This window comes from Aeromicrobium sp. Leaf350 (assembly GCF_916858655.1).
Classification (GTDB): domain Bacteria; phylum Actinomycetota; class Actinomycetes; order Propionibacteriales; family Nocardioidaceae; genus Aeromicrobium.
The window spans coordinates 883,086-902,351 of record NZ_CAKASL010000002.1 but is presented as its reverse complement, the minus strand read 5'-3'; the positions used below and the strand labels follow the sequence as shown (position 1 = coordinate 902,351).

Here is a 19,266-nt window from a genome sequence, read left to right as displayed (position 1 = left end):
GTGTTGTCCACAGACGGGTCGATGAGGCCCACAAAATGTCCGTGGTCTCTCCTAGCGTCGTAGATGCCGCGCCACCCACGACAGAACGGACAACCCATGCCTCCCAGGACCGCAACCGCCCCCGTCACCCGACTGACCGGTGAGGGCAACGGCTCGTCGGACGAGCGCGCCAAGGCCATCGACAACGCCATCGCCCAGATCGACCGCGCCCACGGCAAGGGTGCCGTCATGCGTCTGGGCGAGCGGGGGCGCACCAAGATCGACATCATCCCCACGGGAGCCACCGCCCTCGACATCGCGCTCGGCATCGGTGGTCTCCCGCGCGGTCGTGTCGTCGAGATCTACGGCCCGGAGTCCTCCGGCAAGACGACGGTCGCCCTGCACGCGGTGGCCAACGCACAGAAGGCCGGCGGAGTCGCCGCCTTCATCGACGCCGAGCACGCGCTCGACCCGGAATACGCCCGCAACCTGGGCGTCGACACCGATGCGCTCCTGGTCTCGCAGCCCGACTCGGGTGAGCAGGCGCTCGAGATCGCCGACATGCTGATCCGCTCCGGCGCCCTCGACATCATCGTCATCGACTCCGTGGCGGCCCTCGTGCCCCGCGCGGAGATTGACGGCGAGATGGGCGACAGCCACGTCGGCCTCCAGGCCCGCCTCATGAGCCAGGCGCTGCGCAAGATGACCGGTGCCATCAACGGCTCCGGCACCACGGCCATCTTCATCAACCAGCTGCGCGAGAAGATCGGCGTCATGTTCGGCTCGCCCGAAACCACGACGGGCGGCAAGGCGCTGAAGTTCTACGCCTCGGTCCGTCTCGACGTGCGCCGCATCGAGACGCTCAAGGACGGCACCGACATGGTCGGAAACCGCACCAAGGTCAAGGTCGTCAAGAACAAGCTCGCACCACCGTTCAAGGTCGCCGAGTTCGACATCATGTACGGCAAGGGCATCAGCCGCGAGGGCTCGCTGATCGACGTGGGTGTCGACGCAGGCATCGTCCGCAAGGCCGGCGCCTGGTACACCTACGAGGGCGACCAGCTCGGGCAGGGCAAGGAGAACGCCCGCCAGTTCCTGGCCGACAACCCCGACCTGGCCGTCGAGATCGAGCGCCGGGTCAAGGAGCACCTCGGGGTGGGTGTCGAGGCCGCGGTCGAGGAGACCGAGGACGACGACTCCACCGTCACCGAGGTCGACTTCTGAGCCTCGCCATGACGACGCACTCGGGCGACGAGCCCGCGCGCGAACCGGCGGAGGACTACGCCCTCGCCAAGCAGGTCCTGTACGACCGGCTGGCCGAGCGTCCTCGCAGCCGCGCCGACCTCGAGCAGGCACTCGCGAAGAAGCGGGTGTCTGCCGAGGTGGCGGCCGCGGTCCTCGACCGGTTCGAGAGCGCGGGACTCATCGACGACGCCGCCTTCGCCCGCTCCTGGGTCGAGGGTCGCCAGCGCGGCAAGGGGCTCGCGGCGCGAGCCCTGGCGATGGAGCTGCGCCAGAAGGGCATCGCCGACGACATCGCGCGCGACGCGCTCGCCGAGATCGACCCGGACGCCGAGCGGCAGGCAGCGCACCGGTTGGTGCAGACCAAGATGCGCTCGATGGCGGGGCTCGACCCCCAGGTGCAGACGCGTCGGCTGGTCGGGATGCTGGCCCGCAAGGGGTATCCGCCGGGCCTGGCCTTCGAGGTCGTTCGCACCGAGCTGGGAGCCGAGGCCGAGCCGCTGGAATCGATGTAGGCGGCGTTCGCCGTCAGGACTCCAGCTCGCGCAGCACTGCCGGGTCAGAGCATCCGGCGCCCCAGGCTTCGATCCGGGCTCGGATCTCGCGCCCGAGCAGCCACTGGCCGATCGGCTCGGCGATGCGGCGGAGCCAGGCTGGGCGCACGGCATAGGTGTACTTCCACGTGGCCAGGCAGCCTTCGATGCCGTCGCGCGACTCGGGCACGAAGCGCCAGCCACCGCCGAACGACTCGAAGAACCACGGCCCGTCCACCATCGTCATCCCGACCGACGTCGGAGGGCGGTACGAGACGTACTCGCTCACCATCGACGGCCCCACCCGGGCTCGGGTGAAGGTGCGCACGCCCTTGCCCGGCTTCGTGGCGTGGATGAGGTGCTGGTGCCGGATGAACCGATCCCAGCGGCGACGCGTGTCGCCAGTCGTCTGGGACACCGCGAACGCGATCTCGGGGGAGACGGGCACCCATGTCTTCGCGACGACCTGTGGCATGGCCCTCACGGTAGCCGTGCTACCAGCGAGTAACATTCAGGCATGGCCTCCACGTATGACCTGTACCGCAAGTTCACTGCCCTGCCGCAGGGCAAGCGGCTGTTCTCGATCGCCTTCAGCCAGAAGGCGCCGTACTTCGCGTCGATCCACTTGAAGATCGACGAGATGTCTCCACACTTCGCCCAGATCACGATCCCGAAGCGTCGGTCGGTGCAGAACCACATCGGCACCGTTCACGCGATCGCCGTCTGCAACGGCCTCGAGGCCGCCATGGGGTTGCTCGCCGAGGCCACGTGCCCGAAGGATGCGCGGTGGCTGCCCAAGGGCATGGAGGTCGAGTACCTCGCCAAGTCCACGAGCGACCTGGTCTGCACTGCGGAGTCGACGGCCGAGGACTGGGCGAACGGCCCCGACGTGCCGATCACCGTCAAGGCCACCCGCGACGACGGCACCGTCGTCGTCGCCGGCACCATCAAGCTCTGGGTGACCCCGAAGAAGTAGCCCGCCTCAGGACGCGTAGCTGTAGTCGTCCTCGACGGAGTAGACGGGATAGTCAGGATCGAGTGCGAGCACCCGCACAGGGACCTCGCACCCGATGGGAGCGCCCCACGACATGCGGTAGGCGAGGTCGTCGTCGCTCATGAGGTCGAGCTCGACCGGCTCGCCGGCGGCGAATCCCACCTGCGCCTCGGTCAGCATCGTGGCGAGGGTCTCGACGTCGTCCCTCCACTGCTCGGAGTCGTCGTCGAGGTTGCCGACGGAATCGATCGCCACGAGCAGGGCCGCTACGGCGTCGACGACGCCGGCCAGTCCGGCCGCCGCGTCGGACTGCGGCGCGTAGAAGCTGAGCTCCGACGCCGCGGAGTGGAGCTCGTCGCAGGCGTCCTCCGTCGCGTCGAGGACGTCCTCGTCCTCGACGAAGTACTCCGAGCCGTCGTACTCGTACCCGAACTCGTCGAGCTCGTAGCCGGGATCGAGCTCGGTCAGGTCGCGAAGGACGTCGGCCACGTCGTCGCCGGAGTCGTCCGAGTCCTGCGAGACCGCGACGATCGACACCGTCGTGGCTCCGACGACGGCCAGCACGGCGACGGCGAGGGCGACCCACAGTCCGGGAGACGTGCGTGACCGCGCCGCGGACTGCTGGGGGAGCTGCAGTGGCACCTGCGACGGCGGCGGTGGCACGGGCGGAAGACTCATGGGCACATCTTCGAGCACGCTGGGTTCAGGCGTGACCGGTTCGCCGAATCTGTGGCGCAGTGGGGGCGCACCGTCCTACGTTGACCTCGGAGGAGGGTGCCATGACCACGACGATCGAGATCTCCCGCGAGTCCTGGGATGCCGCTCGGGAGGACGTGGTCGCCGCGGCGCAGCGAACCCGTGACGGTGGGCGGTCCGTGGGGATCACGACCGGGCTGCTCGTCGGCGCAGCCGCGATCGTGGTCGGTCTGGCGCGCGGGCAGGAGCAGGTGGCGTTGTCAGGCGGTGTCGCCCTGGGAGTGACAGCAGGGGCACTGGCGTGGTGGGCCGCTCGGACGTGGATCGGTCACCGCGAGGACCGCGCCACGCTCGAGCCGATCGTCTCAGCACTGGCGGCCGCGGATCTCAGAGTGCGCCCCGACCAGGCCGGCTACCTGCTCAGGGCGGAGTGCTGCTGGTTGATCGATCACCGTTACCTGCGCGCCGACACGTCGGCGCCGGGGCCGGTGGTGCTGCGCGTCGACGAGGTCCCGGTGGTGTCGCTGCGGGACGCGTCTGGCCGGGGCGGAGGTGATCCGAGCGTCGGAGGGGTGGGTGGCTCGAGCTACGACGGACCCTGCGGGCCCGGTGGAGGCGGCGACGGCGGCGGTGGGGGTGACGGCGGCGGAAGCGGCGGTTGACGCCGCGTATCCTTGACGGGTCATGACGAAGACCTACGAGGTGCGCACCTACGGGTGCCAGATGAACGCGCACGACTCCGAGCGGATCAGCGGACTGCTGGAGACGGCCGGGTACACCGCCGCCGAGAAGGCGGGCGGTGCGACACCCGACCTCGTCGTGTTCAACACCTGCGCCGTGCGGGAGAACGCCGACAACAAGCTCTACGGCAACCTCGGCCACGTCGCACAGCTCAAGGCCAAGAACCCCGGCATGCAGATCGCGGTCGGCGGCTGCCTCGCGCAGAAGGACCGCGCGACGATCACCGACCGGGCGCCCTGGGTCGACGTGGTCTTCGGCACGCACAACGTCGGCTCGCTCCCGGTGCTGCTCGAGCGTGCGCGCGTGCAGGAGGAGGCACAGGTCGAGGTCCTCGAGGCGCTCGAGACCTTCCCGTCGTCGCTGCCCACCAAGCGCGACTCGGTCTTCGCGGCCTGGGTCTCGATCAGCGTGGGCTGCAACAACACCTGCACGTTCTGCATCGTCCCGAGCCTGCGCGGCAAGGAGAAGGACCGCCGCCCCGGGGACGTCCTGGCCGAGGTCGAGGCGCTCGTCGCCGACGGCGTCGTCGAGGTGACGCTGCTGGGGCAGAACGTGAACTCCTACGGCGTCGAGTTCGGGGACCGTCAGGCGTTCGGCAAGCTCCTGCGCGCCTGCGGTCAGATCGAGGGCCTCGAGCGGGTCCGGTTCACGAGTCCGCATCCCAAGGACTTCACCGACGACGTCATCGCCGCCATGGCCGAGACGCCCAACGTGATGCCGCAGCTGCACATGCCGCTGCAGTCAGGCTCGGACGACGTGCTCAAGCGGATGCGCCGGTCGTACCGCCGCGAGAAGTACCTCGGGATCATCGACCGCGTCCGGGCTGCCATGCCGGAGGCCGCCATCACGACCGACATCATCGTCGGCTTCCCGGGCGAGACGGACGCCGACTTCGAGCAGACGCTCGAGGTCGTGCGGCAGGCGCGCTTCAGCAGCGCGTTCACCTTCCAGTACTCACCCCGACCTGGCACACCTGCGGCCGACCTCGACGACCAGATCGCGCCCGAGGTCGTGAAGGAGCGCTACCTGCGCCTCGCGGCCGAGGTCGACGACATCGCCTGGGCCGAGAACCGGGCCATCGTGGGCCGTCGGGTCGAGCTGCTCGTCGCCGACACGAGCGGGAAGAAGGACCGCGCCACCGAGCGCCTCACCGGCCGTGCCCGTGACAACCGCCTGGTGCACTTCGTGCCGGCTGGCACCGAGGTGCGTCCGGGCGACGTGGTTGAGGTCGAGATCACCCAGGCCGCGCCCCATCACCTCGTGAGCGACCTGCCCCCGCTGCTCGTGCGCCGCACCACGGCGGGCGACGCCTGGGAGGCCCGCAGCGGCCGCACCGAGGTGCGCGCCGGCTCGCCCGTCGGACTCGGCATGCCGAGCCTGGGCGTTCCCGCACCGCTGCCGCCCGCCCCCACCTGCGCGGTCTGAGGCTCAGACCACCAGCGTCGGGTGCAGGCGTGAGATCGTCACGCGCTGGCGACGGTAGGCCGCCAGCACCGTGACCGACAGGGCCAGCACCGTGAAGACCCCGAGTGCGAAGAAGTCGCGGCCGATCGACTGACCGCCCCCGGCCGTCGCCGCTCGGAACAGGTCGACGACGTACGTCATCGGCAGCAGGTCGTGCAGGAAGCCGAAGAACGCCGGCGCGGTCTCGATCGGATACGTCCCGCCTGCCGAGGTGAGCTGCAGGCACACCACCACGAGGGCCAGGAAGCGGCCCGCGGCGCCGAAGAGCGCGATGAACATCTGGTTGATGGCCGTGAAGACGGCGGCTGCGGCGAGCGCCGTGCCGACGAGCAGCAGACGGTCCGCGGGATGGATGCCGACGACTCCCTCGACGACCGCGACGAGCAACAGGGCCTGGACCGCAGCCAGGGCCAGACCGGGGGCGAAGCCGGCCAGGGCGATCCGGACGCTGCCGGCCGTCGAGGCGATCGCCCGGTCCGAGAACGGACGGAGCAGCAGGTAGATCGCCATCGCGCCGACCCACAGCGCGAGCGCCATGAAGTACGGGGCGAGGGCCGTGCCGTAGTTCTCGACCCCGTTCATGCGGTTGGCGGCATCCTCGATCGGGGTGGCCACCGTGGACGCGAGGTTCTCGCGCTCAGCGTCGTCGTACTCCGGCACCTGGTCGACGCCGTCGTCGAGGCCGGCCGCGAGCTCGGCGGCACCAGCGGCGAGCTGGTCGGCTCCGTCGGACAGCTGCGTGACGCCACCGGCGAGCGCCTCGGCGCCGTCGGCCGCCTCGTTGGCGCCGTCGGCCAGCTGCCCGGTCCCGGTGGCCAGGGCAGAAGCGCCGCCGAAGGCCTGGTCGATCGTGCCGACGAGCAGGGGCACGGCGTTCGCGAGCTGGCGGTTGCCCTCGGCGACCTGGCCCGCCCCGGTGGCCAGGGCGGAGGTCGCGCCGCGGACCTCCTCGGCCTGGGTGCGCACCGTGCCGACGAAGGTCTTCAGCTCGTCGGAGCGGTTGGCTGCCTCGCGGATCAGGCTGCAGTCGATGCCCTCGGGCGCCGCGGCCTCGCACTGGTCGGCGAAGGAGGCCAGCTGAGCGGCGAGCGTGTCGATGTCGGCGGAGGCGTTGCCGGTTGCGTCCAGCAGGGTCTGCGTGACCGACTGCACCGTCTGGTCGAGCTGGGCGCTGCCGGTGGCGACCTGCTGGGCACCGTCGGCGAGGCGCTGGGTGTCGGGACCGAGGGTGCGGGTCTGCGACCGCAGCACTCCGAGCCCGTCGGCGAGCTGGGACGCCCCGGCGTCGAGCTCGGCCGCTCCGTTCGCGAGCTGTCGGTTGCCGTCGGCGAGGCGGAAGGCTCCGCCCTCGAGCTCGGTCGTGCCGTCGGCGAGGCGGCGAGAGCCGTCGGCCAGCTCGGAGGCGCCGTCGGCTGCCTCCTGCAGCGAGGCCCGGATGTCGCTGAACCCGAGGTACACGTTGTCGAGGTAGGTCTCGGTGACCTGGGCGTTGAGGGCCGTGCGCGCCGCGTCGAGGATGCGCTCCGCGATCGTGCCGTTGATGTAGTTGACGCCGTCGTTCGTGCGGAGGTCGAGCTGGCCCTGGACGGCCTCGGCGGGATCGCCCGACGTCGAGGTGGCTGCCGCCGAGAGGTTCTCCGGGATGGTCAGCACGGCCTTGTACTCGCCCGAGGCGAGTCCCGCGCTCGCATCCTCCGCGTCGGTCAGGACCCAGTCGTAGTTGGAGCCGTCGTCGTCGCCGATCAGGTCGGCAGCCAGCAGGCGACCGACCGCGACCGGCTCGACCGAGCCGTCGGGCTGGGTGACCTCGACGATCTCGTCCTCGTTGACGACCGCGGCCTTGACCTGGTCGAGGTTGCCCGTCGGGTCGAGGTTCGCCCAGATGTACAGCGCCCCGTACAGCAGCGGGACGATGCTCACCGCGACGACGGCGGCGCGGGCCAGGCGGCTGCGGCGCAGGCGCGCCAGCTCGAACCAGGGCAGGGCGGGGGAGGGAATCACGGCAGCATCAGCTCATCGAGGGTGCGGGAGGTGTCGAGCTCCACGAGGTGGACACGGTCGGACTGCGGCGGCGCGGCGCTCGGCGAGAGGACGCTCGCCACGAGGGCGATCCCGGACTCGTCCAGCAGGTGCGCCAGGGCGTCCCAGAGCAGGGGCAGCTCGTCACCGATGCGGAGGGCGTCGGCGTCGTCGAGCACGATGACGCGCGGCGACTCCTGGAGCGCGAGGACCACGCCGAACACGGTGCGCTGCAGCGGGGTGAGGCGCGAGACGTGCGTCTCGCCCTCCACGGTCGCGTGCGGAACGCCCCGGACGGCGTGCGCGTGCGCAAGGGCACGGTCGAGCTGCTGCCGCACGGGCGCGATCCGCGAGCGCGACACCCACAGCCCGAAGCGACGGATCGAGAGCCGCTCGGCGATGTGCTGGTCGACCGTCAGGTTGCCGTCCAGCTCGTTGAGACCGGCGGTCTCGGCGAGCGACACGGACCGCCGGACCGCGCGAGCCTCCTGGGGCAGCAGGAACCCGTTGACGCGCAGGCGCCCGTGGTCGTAGTCCATGCGGCCGGCCAGCGTCAGCAGCAGCGCGGTCTTGCCCGAGCCGCTCGGTCCGTGCACGACGAGCCAGTGCCCCTCGGGCAGGTCGATCGCGACGTCGTTGAAGACCGGGCCCAGCGACCCGGAGGTCGTGAGGCCGGCGGCGGTCACCGCGGCGGGCACGGTGCTGCGCGGCCAGGCCTGCAGCTCGACCCGGCGGTGCAGGGCCTCGCCCTCGACGTCGACGTGCGGCAGGACGCGGTCGAGGCGCCGGGGGAGCGACCACGCGCGCTGCCCGAACAGGTGCAGCACGGCCGGCGCGAAGAGCATCCGGATCAGGAAGGCGTCGACGAAGACGCCGATCGCCAGGGCGAACGCGATGGCCTTGATGTTCGGGTCGCCGTCGGGCACGAAGGCTGCGAACACCGCGAGCATGATCACGGCGGCCGCCGTGACGACGCGGGAGCTGCCGACGAAGCCGTCGACGATCGCGCGACGGGCGTCACCGGTGCGGACGTACTCCTCCTTCATGCGTGACATGAGGAAGACCTCGTAGTCCATCGACAGGCCGAACAGCACGGCCATGAGGATGATCGGCAGGAAGCTGATGAGGGGTCCGGGCGCGTCGAGGTTGACGACCGGGCCGAGCCAGCCCCACTGGAACACGGCCACGACGGCACCGAACGCGGTGCCGGTCGACAGCAGGAAGCCGAGGGTGGCCTTGAGCGGCACGACGATGCTGCGGAAGACGATCAGCAGGAGCAAGACGGACAGGCCGACGACGACCAGACCGAACGGCAGGAGCGCCGACTGGAGCCGGTCGGAGATGTCGATGCCGCCGGCCGTCAGGCCCGTCACCTGCACGTCGACGCCGTGCTCCTCCTCCCACTGAGGTGCGAGGTCGCGGATGCGGTCGACAAGGTCGTGCGTCGCGCTGGCGTCGGGGCCGGACGTCGGGAAGACCTGCACGACGCCCGTGTCGCCCGTGCGGTTCGGCGTGGACAGGCCGATCGCGGCGACGCCCTCGAGCCCGCGGATGTCGTCGGTGATCGCGTCGACGACGCCCAGGGGGTCGGTCGAGGTGATGAGGTCCGACGTCACGAGCAACGGGCCGTTGAAGCCGGGACCGAAGTGCTCGTCGATCAGGTCGAACGCCTCACGCTGGGTGGAGTCGTGCGGCGCCGAGCCGTTCGTGGGCAGTGCAAGACGGAGGTCGGGCGCCGGGATCGTCGTGATCGCGAGGCCGACGACGATCAGCACGATCGCCGTCTTCGGGAAGCGGATCACGGCCTGGACCCAGCGCCGGGAGAAGCCTCCGGGCGGGTGCTCCCGGTCGGGCATCAGCCGCTCGCCGGAGCGACCGAGCATCGCGGGCAGGAGCGTCAGGGCCACGGCGACGGCCACCATCACGGCGAAGGCCGCGACGACGCCCATCACCGTCAGGAAGGGGATCTGCGCGATGCTCAGTCCGACGAGGGCGATGACGACCGTGACACCCGCGAAGACCACGGCCGACCCGGCGGTCGCGGTGGCTCGGGCGGCCGCCTCGTCGGGCTCCACGCCGTCAGCCAGCAGCTCGCGGTGTCGCGACACGATGAAGAGCGCGTAGTCGATGCCGACCGCCAGCCCGATCATGAGGGCGAGCAGGGGAGCGGTGCTCGAGATCGTGATGAATCCCGTCGCGGCGTAGGTCAGGCCCACGGCCACCAGCACGCCGACGACCGCGGTGACGATGGGGATGACGGCGGCCCGCAGCGAGCGGAACATGAGGAACAGCACGATGAAGGCGACGATGACGCCGAAGATCTCGACGATCGACAGCTGCGGACCGGTGTTGGTGAACACGTCGCCGCCGAACGCGGTCGTGTAGCCGGCCTCGTCGAGCGCCTCCGCGGTCGCGGTGAGCTCGTCCTTCGCCGACGGGTCGACGGCCTCCAGGCCCACGTCGAACTGCACGAGGACCTGCGCGGCGTCGCCGTCGTCGGAGATGCCGACGTCGTTCCCGTCGGCGTACGGCGAGACGATCTCCGTCACGCCGTCGATGTCCTCGATCTCGGCGATCGCGTCCTCGATCAGGCCCTGCGAGCGCGGGGAGTCGATCGACGTCCCCTCGGGCGCGACGACGACGAGCGAGGCACCGGCACCGCTGAGCTCCGGGAACGTGCGGTCCAGGGCGTCGATCGCGTCCTGCGACTCGGTGCCGGGGATCTCGAAGGAGTTGCGGGTGCCGTCGCCGAGCACGGCGGCGGCCCCGCCGACGGCGAGGATCACCGCGACCCAGCCCAGGATCACGCGGCGGTGGTGGACGTACGCCCAGCGGCCCAGTCCGTACAGGAAGGTCGACACGGCTCGACGGTACGATCCTGTATTCGATACGTCAATGTATCGAGACGGTTTCGGACGTGTCGGTTGAGTCACACCTCCGGCACAGACGTGCAGGTCAGAGGCGGTGCGAGCCTCGGATCAGGTGCGGGCCGCGATCCCCGCGTCGGGGCTCAGCAGCGTGATGGGGACGCTGCACCCGGTCATGACCGCGTCCATGCGGTCGACGATCGGCTCCCCGTCGACCTCGGGCTCGTCGAACGTCGCGTCGGGGTTGCCCTGGAGGTCGACGACGTAGGCGTCGCGGGCGTCGACGATGCGCTGCCAGTCGTCGAGCCAGTCGTCGAACGGCTCGTCGGAGGCCCGCAGGTCGGCGTCGAGCTCGAGCCATCCGGCCAGCACGTCGCGCACGATCGTGGTCTGGGCCTCGATGCGGGCGACCCGGTCGATGTCGAGGCTGTCGACGTCGATCGTCCTGACCTGGTCGAGCGTGGAGCAGCCGGAGTCGATCGCGTCGAGGATCTCGGGATCGTCGACCGAGGCCGGGAGGTCCGAGGCGGACGTCACCACCAGGCTCGTGAAGAACGCGATGATCGCCACGAGGGCCACGACCCCGCCGCCGATCGCGACCCAGAGCCAGTGCCGCGAGACCGGAGGAGGCGGGTAGCGCCAGGCGTCGTGATGCGGCGGGTACGGCGGAAGGGGTTCGACCACGCGGTCATCCTTCCACGTGCGGACCGCTACTTCGGTTCGCCGAGCTTGTCGACGGCCCCCTTGGCCTTGTCGGCGGCCTGGTCGATCTTCGCGGCGTGCTTGCCCTTGGTGGCCTTGTCGGCGGCGTCAGCGGCCTTGTCGATCGCGTCGTCGATCTTGTCGCCGTGCTGCTCGGCGAGGTCAGCGGCCTTCTCCTTGAGCTGCGGGGCGTTCTTCTTGAGCTTGTCGAGCAGACCCATCATGACCTCCTGGGGTGGTTGGTGCCTCCGAGCGTAGTGGGACACTGGCCGCATGACGCCGGACGATCTCGTGGTGGTCGTCGTCGGGCCGACCGGGGTCGGGAAGTCGGACCTCGCGATCGAGCTGGCCCTGCGCCTGGGCGGCGAGGTCGTCAGCACCGACGCGTACCAGCTCTACCGCGACCTCGACATCGGCACGGCCACGGTGCCCCTGCACGAGCGACGTGGCGTCCCGCACCACCTGGTCGACGTGCTCGACCTCCACGAGTCGGCGTCGGTGGCGCAGTTCCAGGTGGCGGCCCGCGAGATCGTGGCCGACTGCCGCGCCCGTGGCGTCACGCCGGTCGTGGTCGGCGGGTCGTCGTTGTACGTCAGGGCCGTCCTCGACGACCTCGACTTCCCGGGCACCGAGCCGGAGGTCCGCGCCCGCTGGGCGGCCCGGCTCGAGGAGATCGGCGCCCCGGCGCTGCACCGCGAGCTGGCGGCCGTCGATCCCGCGGCGGCGGCGCAGATCCTCCCCTCGAACGGGCGCCGCATCGTGCGGGCGCTGGAGGTCGTGGAGCTGACCGGTCAGCCGTTCCGCGCGACGATGCCGCCGCACGCCTCGGTCATCGGCCCGGTGGTGGTCGTCGGGCTGACGGCCGATCGCGAGGTCCTCGACGCACGGCTGGCGGCGCGGGTCGACGCCATGTGGGACGCCGGTCTGGTCCAGGAGGTGCGCGGTCTGGCTGCGCGGGGGCTCGCGGACGCGCCCACGGCGTCGCGAGCGCTCGGCTATGCCGAGGTGTTGGCGCACCTCGGCGGCGAGATCGACGAGGCCGAGGCCCGCGCTCGTACCGTCCTCGGCACCCAGCGCTTCGCCCGCAAGCAGCTGCGCCTCTTCGGGCAGGACCCCCGCGTGACGTGGCTGCCCCACGACGCGCCCGACCTGGTCGAGCAGGCCCTCGTGGCGATCGGGCACCCCGTCCGCTAGCGAGCGATCAGGTCTGGTGCTCCCGACGGCCCTCCAGCCAGGCCATGGCGGGGGTCGCGGACACGCCGTGCACGACGACCGACACGGCGATCACGAAGGCCACGGTCGACCACACGGTGTCGGCGCCGGCGAAGTCCTCCTGCCCGGTCGCATAGGCCAGGTAGTAGATCGAGCCGATGCCGCGGATGCCGAAGAAGGCCGTGACCCATCGCTCCCGCGGAGTGAGGTGGTGGTCGCCCACCCGGTCACGAGGTCGCGACCCGACACGGAGGGCGAGCCACGAGGTGAGGGGACGGACGAGCAGGACGAGCCCGACCCCGAGGAGGGCTCCTCGCCAGCTCAGGGAGGTCAGCAGGCCTCCGGAGATCGCGACGCCCAGCAGCAGCAGGACGACCAGCGTGAGCAGCCGCTCGAGGCGCTCGACGACCCCGTGCATCACGGCGTGGTAGTCGGCCGTGCGGTCCATCGATCGCAGGGTCATGGCGCACGCGAACACGGCCAGGAAGCCGTATCCCTGGGCGACCTCCGCGATCCCGTAGGAGAGGAGGACGGCGGCGAGGACCAGCAGCGGTTCGCCCGTCTCGGCCGTGCGCACGGACCGCACGCGCGACCGGAACGCCGCTCGTGCCAGTGCCCACCCCGTGAGGACGCCGATGACGCCACCGACCGCGATGCGGCCCACGAGGTCCCAGGCGAACCACGTCACGCCGCCGTCCAGCGCGGACTCGGCACTGACGGCGAGGATCGCCAGGTAGACGAACGGGAAGGCCAGGGCGTCGTTGAGCCCCGCTTCGGACGTCAGCGCGAACCGGACCTCGTCGCGCTCGTCCACGGTGTCCTCGTCGCCGTCGTCCGTCGTGGGACCCGCGACCTGGACGTCGGAGGCCAGCACCGGGTCGGTCGGGGCGAGCACCGCCCCGAGCAGGAGGGCGGAGGCCGGTGCGAGGCCGAGCACCCACCAGCCGAGCCACGCCGTCGCGGCGATCGAGAGCGGCATCGCCAGGAGCAGCAGGCGCCACGTCGTGCCCCACCGGCGCCAGGACGCCCAGGACCGCAGGCTGAGCGGGCGGTCGAGCGCCAGGCCGACGCCCATCAGCGACACGATCACGGTGAACTCGGTGAGGTGCTCGATGAACGCGCGATCACCGGCCGGCGTGAGGAGCACCTCCGGAGGTAGGGGTAGAAGCCCCGCCAGCACTCCCAGGCCGAGCAGCACGACCGGCGCCGACAGCGCCGCCGAGCTCAACGCATAGGGGAGCACCACGGCGAGGAGGAGCGAGATGCCGGCCAGCAGGTAGACGAAGTCGGCGTTGACAAGATGTTCGGGGGTCATGGCCCTGTCCGGTGCGTCGCGGGTGCGACGAGCAGGAGCCACGGCGCCCAGAGGGAGTTCCCTCCCTGGTTCCCGCGAAACCCGACGCTGGACGTCGGACCTAGACTGGGGGGATGGACTTCACCTGGCTCAAGGGGCACGGCACGGAGAACGACTTCGTGCTCCTGCCCGACCCTGACGGCCGGGTCCACGGCACGCTCGACGCCGACTTCGTGGCCGCCCTGTGCCACCGTCGCCGCGGGCTCGGTGCCGACGGAGTCATGCGCGTCGTGCGCACCGAGGCGCTCGAGCTCGATCCGTCGCTCGACGTCGCTGGGGCCGAGTGGTTCATGGACTACCGCAACGCCGACGGCTCGATCAGCGAGATGTGCGGCAACGGGGTGCGGGTCTTCGCCCGCTACCTCGTCGAGTCCGGCCTCGTCGACGCCGACGCCCCGATCCGGGTCGGCACGCGCGACGGCGTCAAGGTCGTCACGCAGGCCGGCGACGAGCTGCGTGTCGACATGGGGTTGTTCCAGGTCGGCGACGTCTCCGAGGTAACCGTGGGCTCGCACGCCTGGAAGGCGCGCGAGGTCCACACCGGCAACCCCCACGCGGTGGCCTTCGTCGAGTCGGTCGCAGACGCCGGCACCCTGATCGACGAGCCGGGCTTCGACGCCGGCGTCTACCCCGAAGGAGTCAACATCGAGTTCGTCGAGCGACGCGGAGACCGCCACGTCGGCATGCGCGTGCACGAGCGGGGCTCGGGCGAGACCCGGTCCTGCGGCACGGGTGCCTGCGCCGTCGGCATCGCCACCGCCCTGGCCGACGGAGCCACGCCGAGCGACGGTGCGCCCGTCCGCTACCGGGTGGACGTGCCCGGCGGCACGCTCCACGTCGAGTGGACCGCCGACGACCACCTCGTGCTCGAGGGACCTGCGGTGATCGTCGCCTCGGGCCAGATGGAGTGGCGCGCATGAGCGAGGCCAGCACCACCGACACCAGCAGCACCGACGCCAGCAGCACCGCCCCCGAGGAGATCGGTCTGGAGCTCTCCGAGCGCCAGGCGCTTCGCCGCGTCGCCAGCCTCCGCACCGAGCTGGAGGACATCACCGAGGTCGAGTATCGCCAGCTGCGCCTGGAGCGGGTCGTCCTCGTCGGTGTCTGGACCGAGGGCAGTGCCGAGGACGCCGAGAACTCGCTCGCCGAGCTCAAGCTCCTGGCCGAGACCGCGGGCTCGGAGATCCTCGACGCGATCATCCAGCGGCGCTCGCGCCCTGACCCGGCCACCTACATCGGCAGCGGCAAGGTCGCCGAGCTCCACGAGATCGTGGAGGCCACCGGCGCCGACACCGTGATCTGCGACGGCGAGCTCGCCCCGAGCCAGCTGCGCAACCTCGAGGACCGCGTCAAGGTCAAGGTCGTCGATCGCGTGGCGCTGATCCTCGACATCTTCGCGCAGCACGCGAAGAGCGCCGAGGGCAAGGCGCAGGTCGAGCTGGCGCAGCTGCAGTACCAGACCCAGCGTCTGCGCGGCTGGGGTGGAAACCTCTCCCGCCAGGCCGGTGGCCGGGCCGCCGGCGGCGAGGGCATCGGCGGACGCGGACCCGGTGAGACCAAGCTCGAGACCGACCGTCGACGCATCCAGGCCAAGATGGCCAAGCTGCGCCGCGAGCTCGCCCACCTGACGACCACCCGCGACACGAAGAAGGCCAACCGTCGTCGCCACGAGATCCCGTCCGTCGCGATCGCGGGCTACACCAACGCCGGCAAGTCGAGCCTGCTCAACCGGCTCACCGGTGCCGGCGTGCTGGTCGAGGACGCGCTGTTCGCGACCCTCGACCCGACCACCCGCCGCACCGAGACCTCCGACGGCCGCGTCTACACGCTCTCCGACACCGTCGGCTTCGTCCGGCACCTGCCGCACCAGCTCGTCGAGGCGTTCCGCTCGACCCTGGAGGAGGTCGGCGACGCCGACCTCGTGCTGCACGTCGTCGACGGGTCGCACCCGGACCCCGAGGGTCAGCTGGCCGCCGTGCGCGAGGTGTTCGCGGACATCGAGGCGATCCAGGTCCCGGAGATCGTGGTGGTCAACAAGGCCGACCTCGCCGACCCGGTCACCCTCGCTCGTCTGCTGACCCGCGAGCCGCACGCCGTGGTCGTGAGCGCGCGCACCGGCGAGGGCATCGACGAGCTGCTCGGCGCGATCGAGGCCGACCTGCCGCGCCCCGCAGTGCTGGTCACCGCGGTGCTGCCGTACGACCGCGGCGACCTCCTGAACCAGATCCACCTCTCGGGCGACATCGAGTCGCTCGACCACGAGGCGGACGGCACGCACGTCGTGGCCCGCGTGGGCGAGCAGCTCGCGCACGAGCTGGCCGCCTACACGGTCTGAGCGACTAGCGCCCGCTGCCCTCGAGCGTCCCGGTGACGTCCTCCGGGGGTACGACGATGCAGCGGATCATGCCGTCGTAGTCCCAGTTGTCCCGGGTCGGGTAGAAGTAGCTGACGTCGAGCTCCGAGGACTCCAGCGGGGTGCCGACGAACGCCTCGAACCGCTCGGCGCAGCCGGCCTCGGCGGTCTGGCGGATGTCGGCCTCGCCGGGGTAGGAGATCGACTCGATCTCGATCTCGTCGTAGACCTCTCCCGGGTGCGGCTCGTCGCAGGGGATGACGGTCACGCTGATGCCCTTGGCGCTCGGCTCGGAGACGTCCTCGTCGAGGCAGTCACCCACCCGGACGCTCTCGGGAAGCTGCTCGCCGCCGGAGATGACGTTGCCCTGGCTGTCGCGCTCGGCCGGGATGGAGGTGATGCCGACGACCACCGCGACGACGACGCCGACGATCCAGAGCAGCACGATGACGAGCGACGACCACGCCATCCCGCGGCCGCGGCTCTGGCCGTCACGAGGGCCGACCAGGACGATGAGCGCCAGCACGACCGACGCGATCTGCGTCAGGCAGCACGGCAGGATCGCGAGCACCAGCGCCCACACGGCCTTGGTGCGGGACTTCCCGGCAGCGTCCGGGTCCGGGGGAGTGCCGTACGGAGCCTGGGGATAGCCGTAGGGGCCCTGGGGGTAGCCGGGCTGCGGCGGGTAGCCGTAGGGCTGCGCCGGAGAGGACTGCTGGGGCGGCAGCTGGCCGGGGTACTGCGGCTGCTGCGGCGCGCCGTACGGATCGGGGCTGGAGGGGTCGGACGGCGGACCGACGGTCATCGGGCACTTCCTTGGGTCGTGGCGGGCGCGGAGCCCCCGAGATCGGTGATGTAGCAGGTCACGACACGGTCGGCCGGCCAGCCGGACTCGGTCGGGACGAAGAAGTCGTACAGCAGTGCGGAGTCCTCGTAGGCGATGCCGACCCACCCGCCGAACGCGGCCTGACAGCCGCCCCGAGCGCGGCGGAGCAGCTCCTCCTGGGCCGGGTAGGGGCCGTCGGCCAGCACGAACGCGTGGTACGCCTCGTTGTCGTGCGCCGCGTCGCACGCGCGGAGCAGGACGCCGTCGGGCGTTCCCGTCACGGCGTCGACGGGGCCGTCGGGGTCGAAGCAGTCGCCGACACGCACCTGGTCGAGGCGGGCTCGTCCGGACCGGTCGAGGGTGCCGTCCTCGTTCCAGGTGGCACCGAGCCGCGGCCTCTCGTCGTCGGGGCCGTCGTCACCCGCGAAGCTCAGGACGAGCAGCGCCACGACCATCGCGACGATCCAGACCGTCGAGATCCCGAGGGCGGCCCCGGCGAGCGGCCGTTGCCGATCGTGGCGGTCGCGCTCGGCCAGCACGAGGACCGACAGCGTGATCGCCGCGACCTGCGTCACGAGCAGCGGGACCACGGAGAGGATGAGGGCGACGCGGGACTGTCGGCGCGAGAACGCCGGATCGGTGGCGGTGGCGCCGAGCGGCAGGTGCTCGCTCGCCGCCGAGCTCGGCTGCCCGGGCCCGAAGGGGTCGTGGTGGTCCGTCATGTCGCTCACCGTCCGCTGCCCTGCAGGGTGCCGGTGGTCGGCGATTCGACGGTGACGATGCAGGTCACGGAGCGGTCGAACTCCCAGCTCTCGGCCGTGGGGAAGTAGTAGAAGAGCCCGAGGGTCGAGTCCTCCCAGGCGCGACCGACCCAGGGCCCGTACGCCGCGAGGCACAGCGCGTCGGTCATGTCCTCGGTCGGACCCTCACCCGGGTAGGCGCCTTCGGGGAGGTCCTCCACGTGCGCCACCTGAGCCAGGTGCGGCACCTCGCACCCCACGACCGTCAGCAGACGCTGGAAGCCGACGGCATCGAGGTCCTCGTCCAGGCAGTCGCCGGGGACGAGGTCCTCGAGCAGGATCTCGCCGTGCGTCCCGGGGCCGGCGACCACCGTCGCCGTGCCCGGTCGGTACAGCGAGCTGGCGTCGACGGTGCGCGGCCCGGGAGCCGACACCACCAGGACGATGCCGAGCGCCACCACGAGGGCTGCCGTACCGCCGACGGCGACGCCGATCGCGATGCCGGCACGGCGACGACCACGCTCCTGCTCGTCGCGCGGGCCGGAGAGGACGAGTCCCGCGAGCACGGCTGCTGCGGCGGCTCCGACGACCGGGACGACGGCGAGGCCGAGAGCCCAGGTGGCCCACCTGCGCGACCGTTCCGGGTCGTCGTAGAAGCCAGGGGTGCTCGACATCCGACGGTCCTCTCCCTCGCCAGCTCCACAGGTCGCGGACAGGCTATGACGAGACGGGACCACCGAGGACGCGAATGGCGAAGGTCGTCGTCATCACGTCACCGACCGCTGCCCTCGAGGGTGCCGGTCGTGGGCTCGGGGGAGGAGACGACGCAGGTGATGAAGCGGTCGGTGCTCCAGCTGCTGCGAATGGGGTAGTAGTAGAAGCCCTCCAGAATCGTCGTCTCGATCGCACTGCCGGACCACGTGGTGAACGACGAGGCACACCCGCCGTCGGCGAACCGGAGGATTTCCTCCTCGCCGGGCCACGGCGTGTCCGGGAGCTCGAAGCGGTGGTAGACCTCGGCCTGGTGCGGTTCGTCGCACGGCACGACGTCGACGAAGGCCTGCTCGCCCTCGGGGCCCATCTGCTCGAGGCAGTCCCCGACCCGCAGGTCGAACGTCGAGATCCTGCCCTCGTCGATGACGGCTCCGTCGTCGCCGCGGTCGGGCTCGACCAACGAGGGCAGCACGAGGAGGAACACCGTGATGATCAGCCAGATCGGTGCGATGACGAGGGCGGCGACGGCCTTGCCGCGGCCGTTGAAACGCCCGCCGTACGGCTTGTTCAGCACCGAGATGGCCAGGCAGAAGCCGATCACGTTCGTCAGGACTGACGGGATCAGCGCGAGCACGAGGGCGGCTGTGGCCGTGCCCTCGCTGCGGTCGTCCGGTGGACGGACGGGCCCGGCGGGCCGCTGGCTCCAGTTCTCCGGCAGGTCCGGGTACTTCGGCAGCGAGAAGCCGGCGGATCCGCTGGGGATCGGGGGTATCTCACCCATGGACGTCTCCCTCCGACATCTCCCTCACAGGTTGCCGACAGCGTAGAGC

19 protein-coding genes are annotated in these 19,266 nt (G+C 71.1%); 8 read left to right on the top strand and 11 right to left on the bottom strand.

Features of this window, described 5'->3' with window-relative positions; all coding sequences use genetic code 11:
• The first annotated feature begins 96 nt into the window (after positions 1-96).
• Both recA and LO931_RS13365 read left to right on the top strand, forming a co-directional pair.
• A complete protein-coding gene (gene recA / locus LO931_RS13370; RefSeq protein ID WP_229054216.1) occupies positions 97-1,203 on the top strand; it encodes a recombinase RecA in 1,107 nt (368 codons plus the stop codon).
• An 8-nt stretch (positions 1,204-1,211) separates the two neighbouring features.
• Entirely contained in the window at positions 1,212-1,736 is a 525-nt protein-coding gene (locus LO931_RS13365) for a regulatory protein RecX (RefSeq protein ID WP_229054215.1), read from the top strand.
• Between the two features lie 13 nt (positions 1,737-1,749).
• Here LO931_RS13365 and LO931_RS13360 read toward each other — a convergent pair whose 3' ends face one another.
• Positions 1,750-2,229: an SRPBCC family protein gene (locus LO931_RS13360; RefSeq protein WP_229054214.1), complete on the bottom strand. Its 480-nt coding sequence runs from the start codon at positions 2,227-2,229 to the stop codon at positions 1,750-1,752.
• A 42-nt stretch (positions 2,230-2,271) separates the two neighbouring features.
• Here LO931_RS13360 and LO931_RS13355 point away from each other — a divergent pair, with 42 nt between their 5' ends.
• Positions 2,272-2,730, top strand: a complete 459-nt coding sequence (locus tag LO931_RS13355; protein ID WP_229054213.1) for a hotdog fold domain-containing protein — start codon at positions 2,272-2,274, stop codon at positions 2,728-2,730.
• A 6-nt stretch (positions 2,731-2,736) separates the two neighbouring features.
• Here the strand turns inward: LO931_RS13355 and LO931_RS13350 are convergent, their stop codons facing one another.
• On the bottom strand, positions 2,737-3,426 hold the full coding sequence (locus LO931_RS13350; RefSeq protein WP_229054212.1) for a hypothetical protein: 690 nt from the start codon (positions 3,424-3,426) through the stop codon (positions 2,737-2,739).
• Positions 3,427-3,527: 101 nt separating this feature from the next.
• Between LO931_RS13350 and LO931_RS13345 the strand changes: the two genes are divergently transcribed.
• The gene (locus LO931_RS13345) at positions 3,528-4,106 is read left to right on the top strand and encodes a hypothetical protein (protein WP_229054211.1); all 579 of its coding nucleotides are present in this window, start codon (positions 3,528-3,530) and stop codon (positions 4,104-4,106) included.
• 22 nt (positions 4,107-4,128) lie between these two features.
• A complete protein-coding gene (gene miaB, locus LO931_RS13340; protein ID WP_229054210.1) occupies positions 4,129-5,610 on the top strand; it encodes a tRNA (N6-isopentenyl adenosine(37)-C2)-methylthiotransferase MiaB in 1,482 nt (493 codons plus the stop codon).
• Between the two features lie 3 nt (positions 5,611-5,613).
• Here the strand turns inward: miaB and LO931_RS13335 are convergent, their stop codons facing one another.
• From LO931_RS13335 to LO931_RS13320, 4 genes are all read right to left on the bottom strand, one after another.
• Positions 5,614-7,650 (bottom strand): YhgE/Pip domain-containing protein, encoded by a 2,037-nt coding sequence (locus LO931_RS13335; protein ID WP_229054209.1) that lies wholly within the window; start codon positions 7,648-7,650, stop codon positions 5,614-5,616.
• Positions 7,647-10,529: an MMPL family transporter gene (locus tag LO931_RS13330; protein WP_229054208.1), complete on the bottom strand. Its 2,883-nt coding sequence runs from the start codon at positions 10,527-10,529 to the stop codon at positions 7,647-7,649. Before LO931_RS13330 ends, LO931_RS13335 begins: the two co-directional genes overlap by 4 nt.
• Before the next feature lie 117 nt (positions 10,530-10,646).
• Complete coding sequence (locus tag LO931_RS13325; RefSeq protein ID WP_229054207.1) at positions 10,647-11,219, bottom strand: hypothetical protein; 573 nt, start codon at positions 11,217-11,219, stop codon at positions 10,647-10,649.
• A 26-nt stretch (positions 11,220-11,245) separates the two neighbouring features.
• Positions 11,246-11,458, bottom strand: a complete 213-nt coding sequence (locus LO931_RS13320; RefSeq protein ID WP_229054206.1) for an Rv0909 family putative TA system antitoxin — start codon at positions 11,456-11,458, stop codon at positions 11,246-11,248.
• Positions 11,459-11,510: 52 nt separating this feature from the next.
• Between LO931_RS13320 and miaA the strand changes: the two genes are divergently transcribed.
• Positions 11,511-12,431: a tRNA (adenosine(37)-N6)-dimethylallyltransferase MiaA gene (miaA, locus tag LO931_RS13315; protein WP_229054205.1), complete on the top strand. Its 921-nt coding sequence runs from the start codon at positions 11,511-11,513 to the stop codon at positions 12,429-12,431.
• A gap of 7 nt (positions 12,432-12,438) precedes the next feature.
• Here the strand turns inward: miaA and LO931_RS13310 are convergent, their stop codons facing one another.
• Positions 12,439-13,764: a sodium:proton antiporter gene (locus LO931_RS13310; RefSeq protein WP_229054204.1), complete on the bottom strand. Its 1,326-nt coding sequence runs from the start codon at positions 13,762-13,764 to the stop codon at positions 12,439-12,441.
• A gap of 113 nt (positions 13,765-13,877) precedes the next feature.
• On the opposite strand from LO931_RS13310, the gene dapF reads away from it, so the two are divergent.
• Together dapF and hflX are read left to right on the top strand one after the other, a co-directional pair.
• On the top strand, positions 13,878-14,723 hold the full coding sequence (dapF, locus tag LO931_RS13305) for a diaminopimelate epimerase (protein WP_229054203.1): 846 nt from the start codon (positions 13,878-13,880) through the stop codon (positions 14,721-14,723).
• Positions 14,720-16,138 carry a GTPase HflX gene (gene hflX, locus LO931_RS13300; protein WP_229054202.1) on the top strand — a complete coding sequence of 473 codons (1,419 nt, stop codon included), beginning with the start codon at positions 14,720-14,722 and terminating at the stop codon, positions 16,136-16,138. The genes dapF and hflX overlap by 4 nt, the downstream gene beginning before the upstream one ends.
• A 4-nt stretch (positions 16,139-16,142) precedes the next feature.
• On the opposite strand, the gene LO931_RS13295 is transcribed toward hflX, so the two are convergent.
• The 4 genes from LO931_RS13295 to LO931_RS13280 all read right to left on the bottom strand — a co-directional run bounded on the left by LO931_RS13295 (position 16,143) and on the right by LO931_RS13280 (position 19,217).
• Positions 16,143-16,961: a DUF4190 domain-containing protein gene (locus tag LO931_RS13295; protein ID WP_229054201.1), complete on the bottom strand. Its 819-nt coding sequence runs from the start codon at positions 16,959-16,961 to the stop codon at positions 16,143-16,145.
• The gene (locus LO931_RS13290) at positions 16,958-17,704 is read right to left on the bottom strand and encodes a septum formation family protein (RefSeq protein ID WP_229054200.1); all 747 of its coding nucleotides are present in this window, start codon (positions 17,702-17,704) and stop codon (positions 16,958-16,960) included. Before LO931_RS13290 ends, LO931_RS13295 begins: the two co-directional genes overlap by 4 nt.
• 5 nt (positions 17,705-17,709) lie before the next feature.
• Positions 17,710-18,396, bottom strand: a complete 687-nt coding sequence (locus LO931_RS13285; protein WP_229054199.1) for a septum formation family protein — start codon at positions 18,394-18,396, stop codon at positions 17,710-17,712.
• A 98-nt stretch (positions 18,397-18,494) separates the two neighbouring features.
• The gene (locus tag LO931_RS13280) at positions 18,495-19,217 is read right to left on the bottom strand and encodes a septum formation family protein (protein WP_229054198.1); all 723 of its coding nucleotides are present in this window, start codon (positions 19,215-19,217) and stop codon (positions 18,495-18,497) included.
• Positions 19,218-19,266: the final 49 nt, after the last annotated feature.

Bases quoted from the DNA above. Each gene is read 5' to 3' on its own strand.
- recA (WP_229054216.1), top strand. From the start codon at position 97: ATGCCTCCCAGGACCGCAACCGCCCCCGTCACCCGACTGACCGGTGAG.
- LO931_RS13365 (WP_229054215.1), top strand. From the start codon at position 1,212: ATGACGACGCACTCGGGCGACGAGCCCGCGCGCGAACCGGCGGAGGAC.
- LO931_RS13360 (WP_229054214.1), bottom strand. From the start codon at position 2,229: ATGCCACAGGTCGTCGCGAAGACATGGGTGCCCGTCTCCCCCGAGATC.
- LO931_RS13355 (WP_229054213.1), top strand. From the start codon at position 2,272: ATGGCCTCCACGTATGACCTGTACCGCAAGTTCACTGCCCTGCCGCAG.
- LO931_RS13350 (WP_229054212.1), bottom strand. From the start codon at position 3,426: ATGAGTCTTCCGCCCGTGCCACCGCCGCCGTCGCAGGTGCCACTGCAG.
- LO931_RS13345 (WP_229054211.1), top strand. From the start codon at position 3,528: ATGACCACGACGATCGAGATCTCCCGCGAGTCCTGGGATGCCGCTCGG.
- miaB (WP_229054210.1), top strand. From the start codon at position 4,129: ATGACGAAGACCTACGAGGTGCGCACCTACGGGTGCCAGATGAACGCG.
- LO931_RS13320 (WP_229054206.1), bottom strand. From the start codon at position 11,458: ATGGGTCTGCTCGACAAGCTCAAGAAGAACGCCCCGCAGCTCAAGGAG.
- miaA (WP_229054205.1), top strand. From the start codon at position 11,511: ATGACGCCGGACGATCTCGTGGTGGTCGTCGTCGGGCCGACCGGGGTC.
- LO931_RS13310 (WP_229054204.1), bottom strand. From the start codon at position 13,764: ATGACCCCCGAACATCTTGTCAACGCCGACTTCGTCTACCTGCTGGCC.
- dapF (WP_229054203.1), top strand. From the start codon at position 13,878: ATGGACTTCACCTGGCTCAAGGGGCACGGCACGGAGAACGACTTCGTG.
- hflX (WP_229054202.1), top strand. From the start codon at position 14,720: ATGAGCGAGGCCAGCACCACCGACACCAGCAGCACCGACGCCAGCAGC.
- LO931_RS13295 (WP_229054201.1), bottom strand. From the start codon at position 16,961: ATGACCGTCGGTCCGCCGTCCGACCCCTCCAGCCCCGATCCGTACGGC.
- LO931_RS13290 (WP_229054200.1), bottom strand. From the start codon at position 17,704: ATGACGGACCACCACGACCCCTTCGGGCCCGGGCAGCCGAGCTCGGCG.
- LO931_RS13285 (WP_229054199.1), bottom strand. From the start codon at position 18,396: ATGTCGAGCACCCCTGGCTTCTACGACGACCCGGAACGGTCGCGCAGG.
- LO931_RS13280 (WP_229054198.1), bottom strand. From the start codon at position 19,217: ATGGGTGAGATACCCCCGATCCCCAGCGGATCCGCCGGCTTCTCGCTG.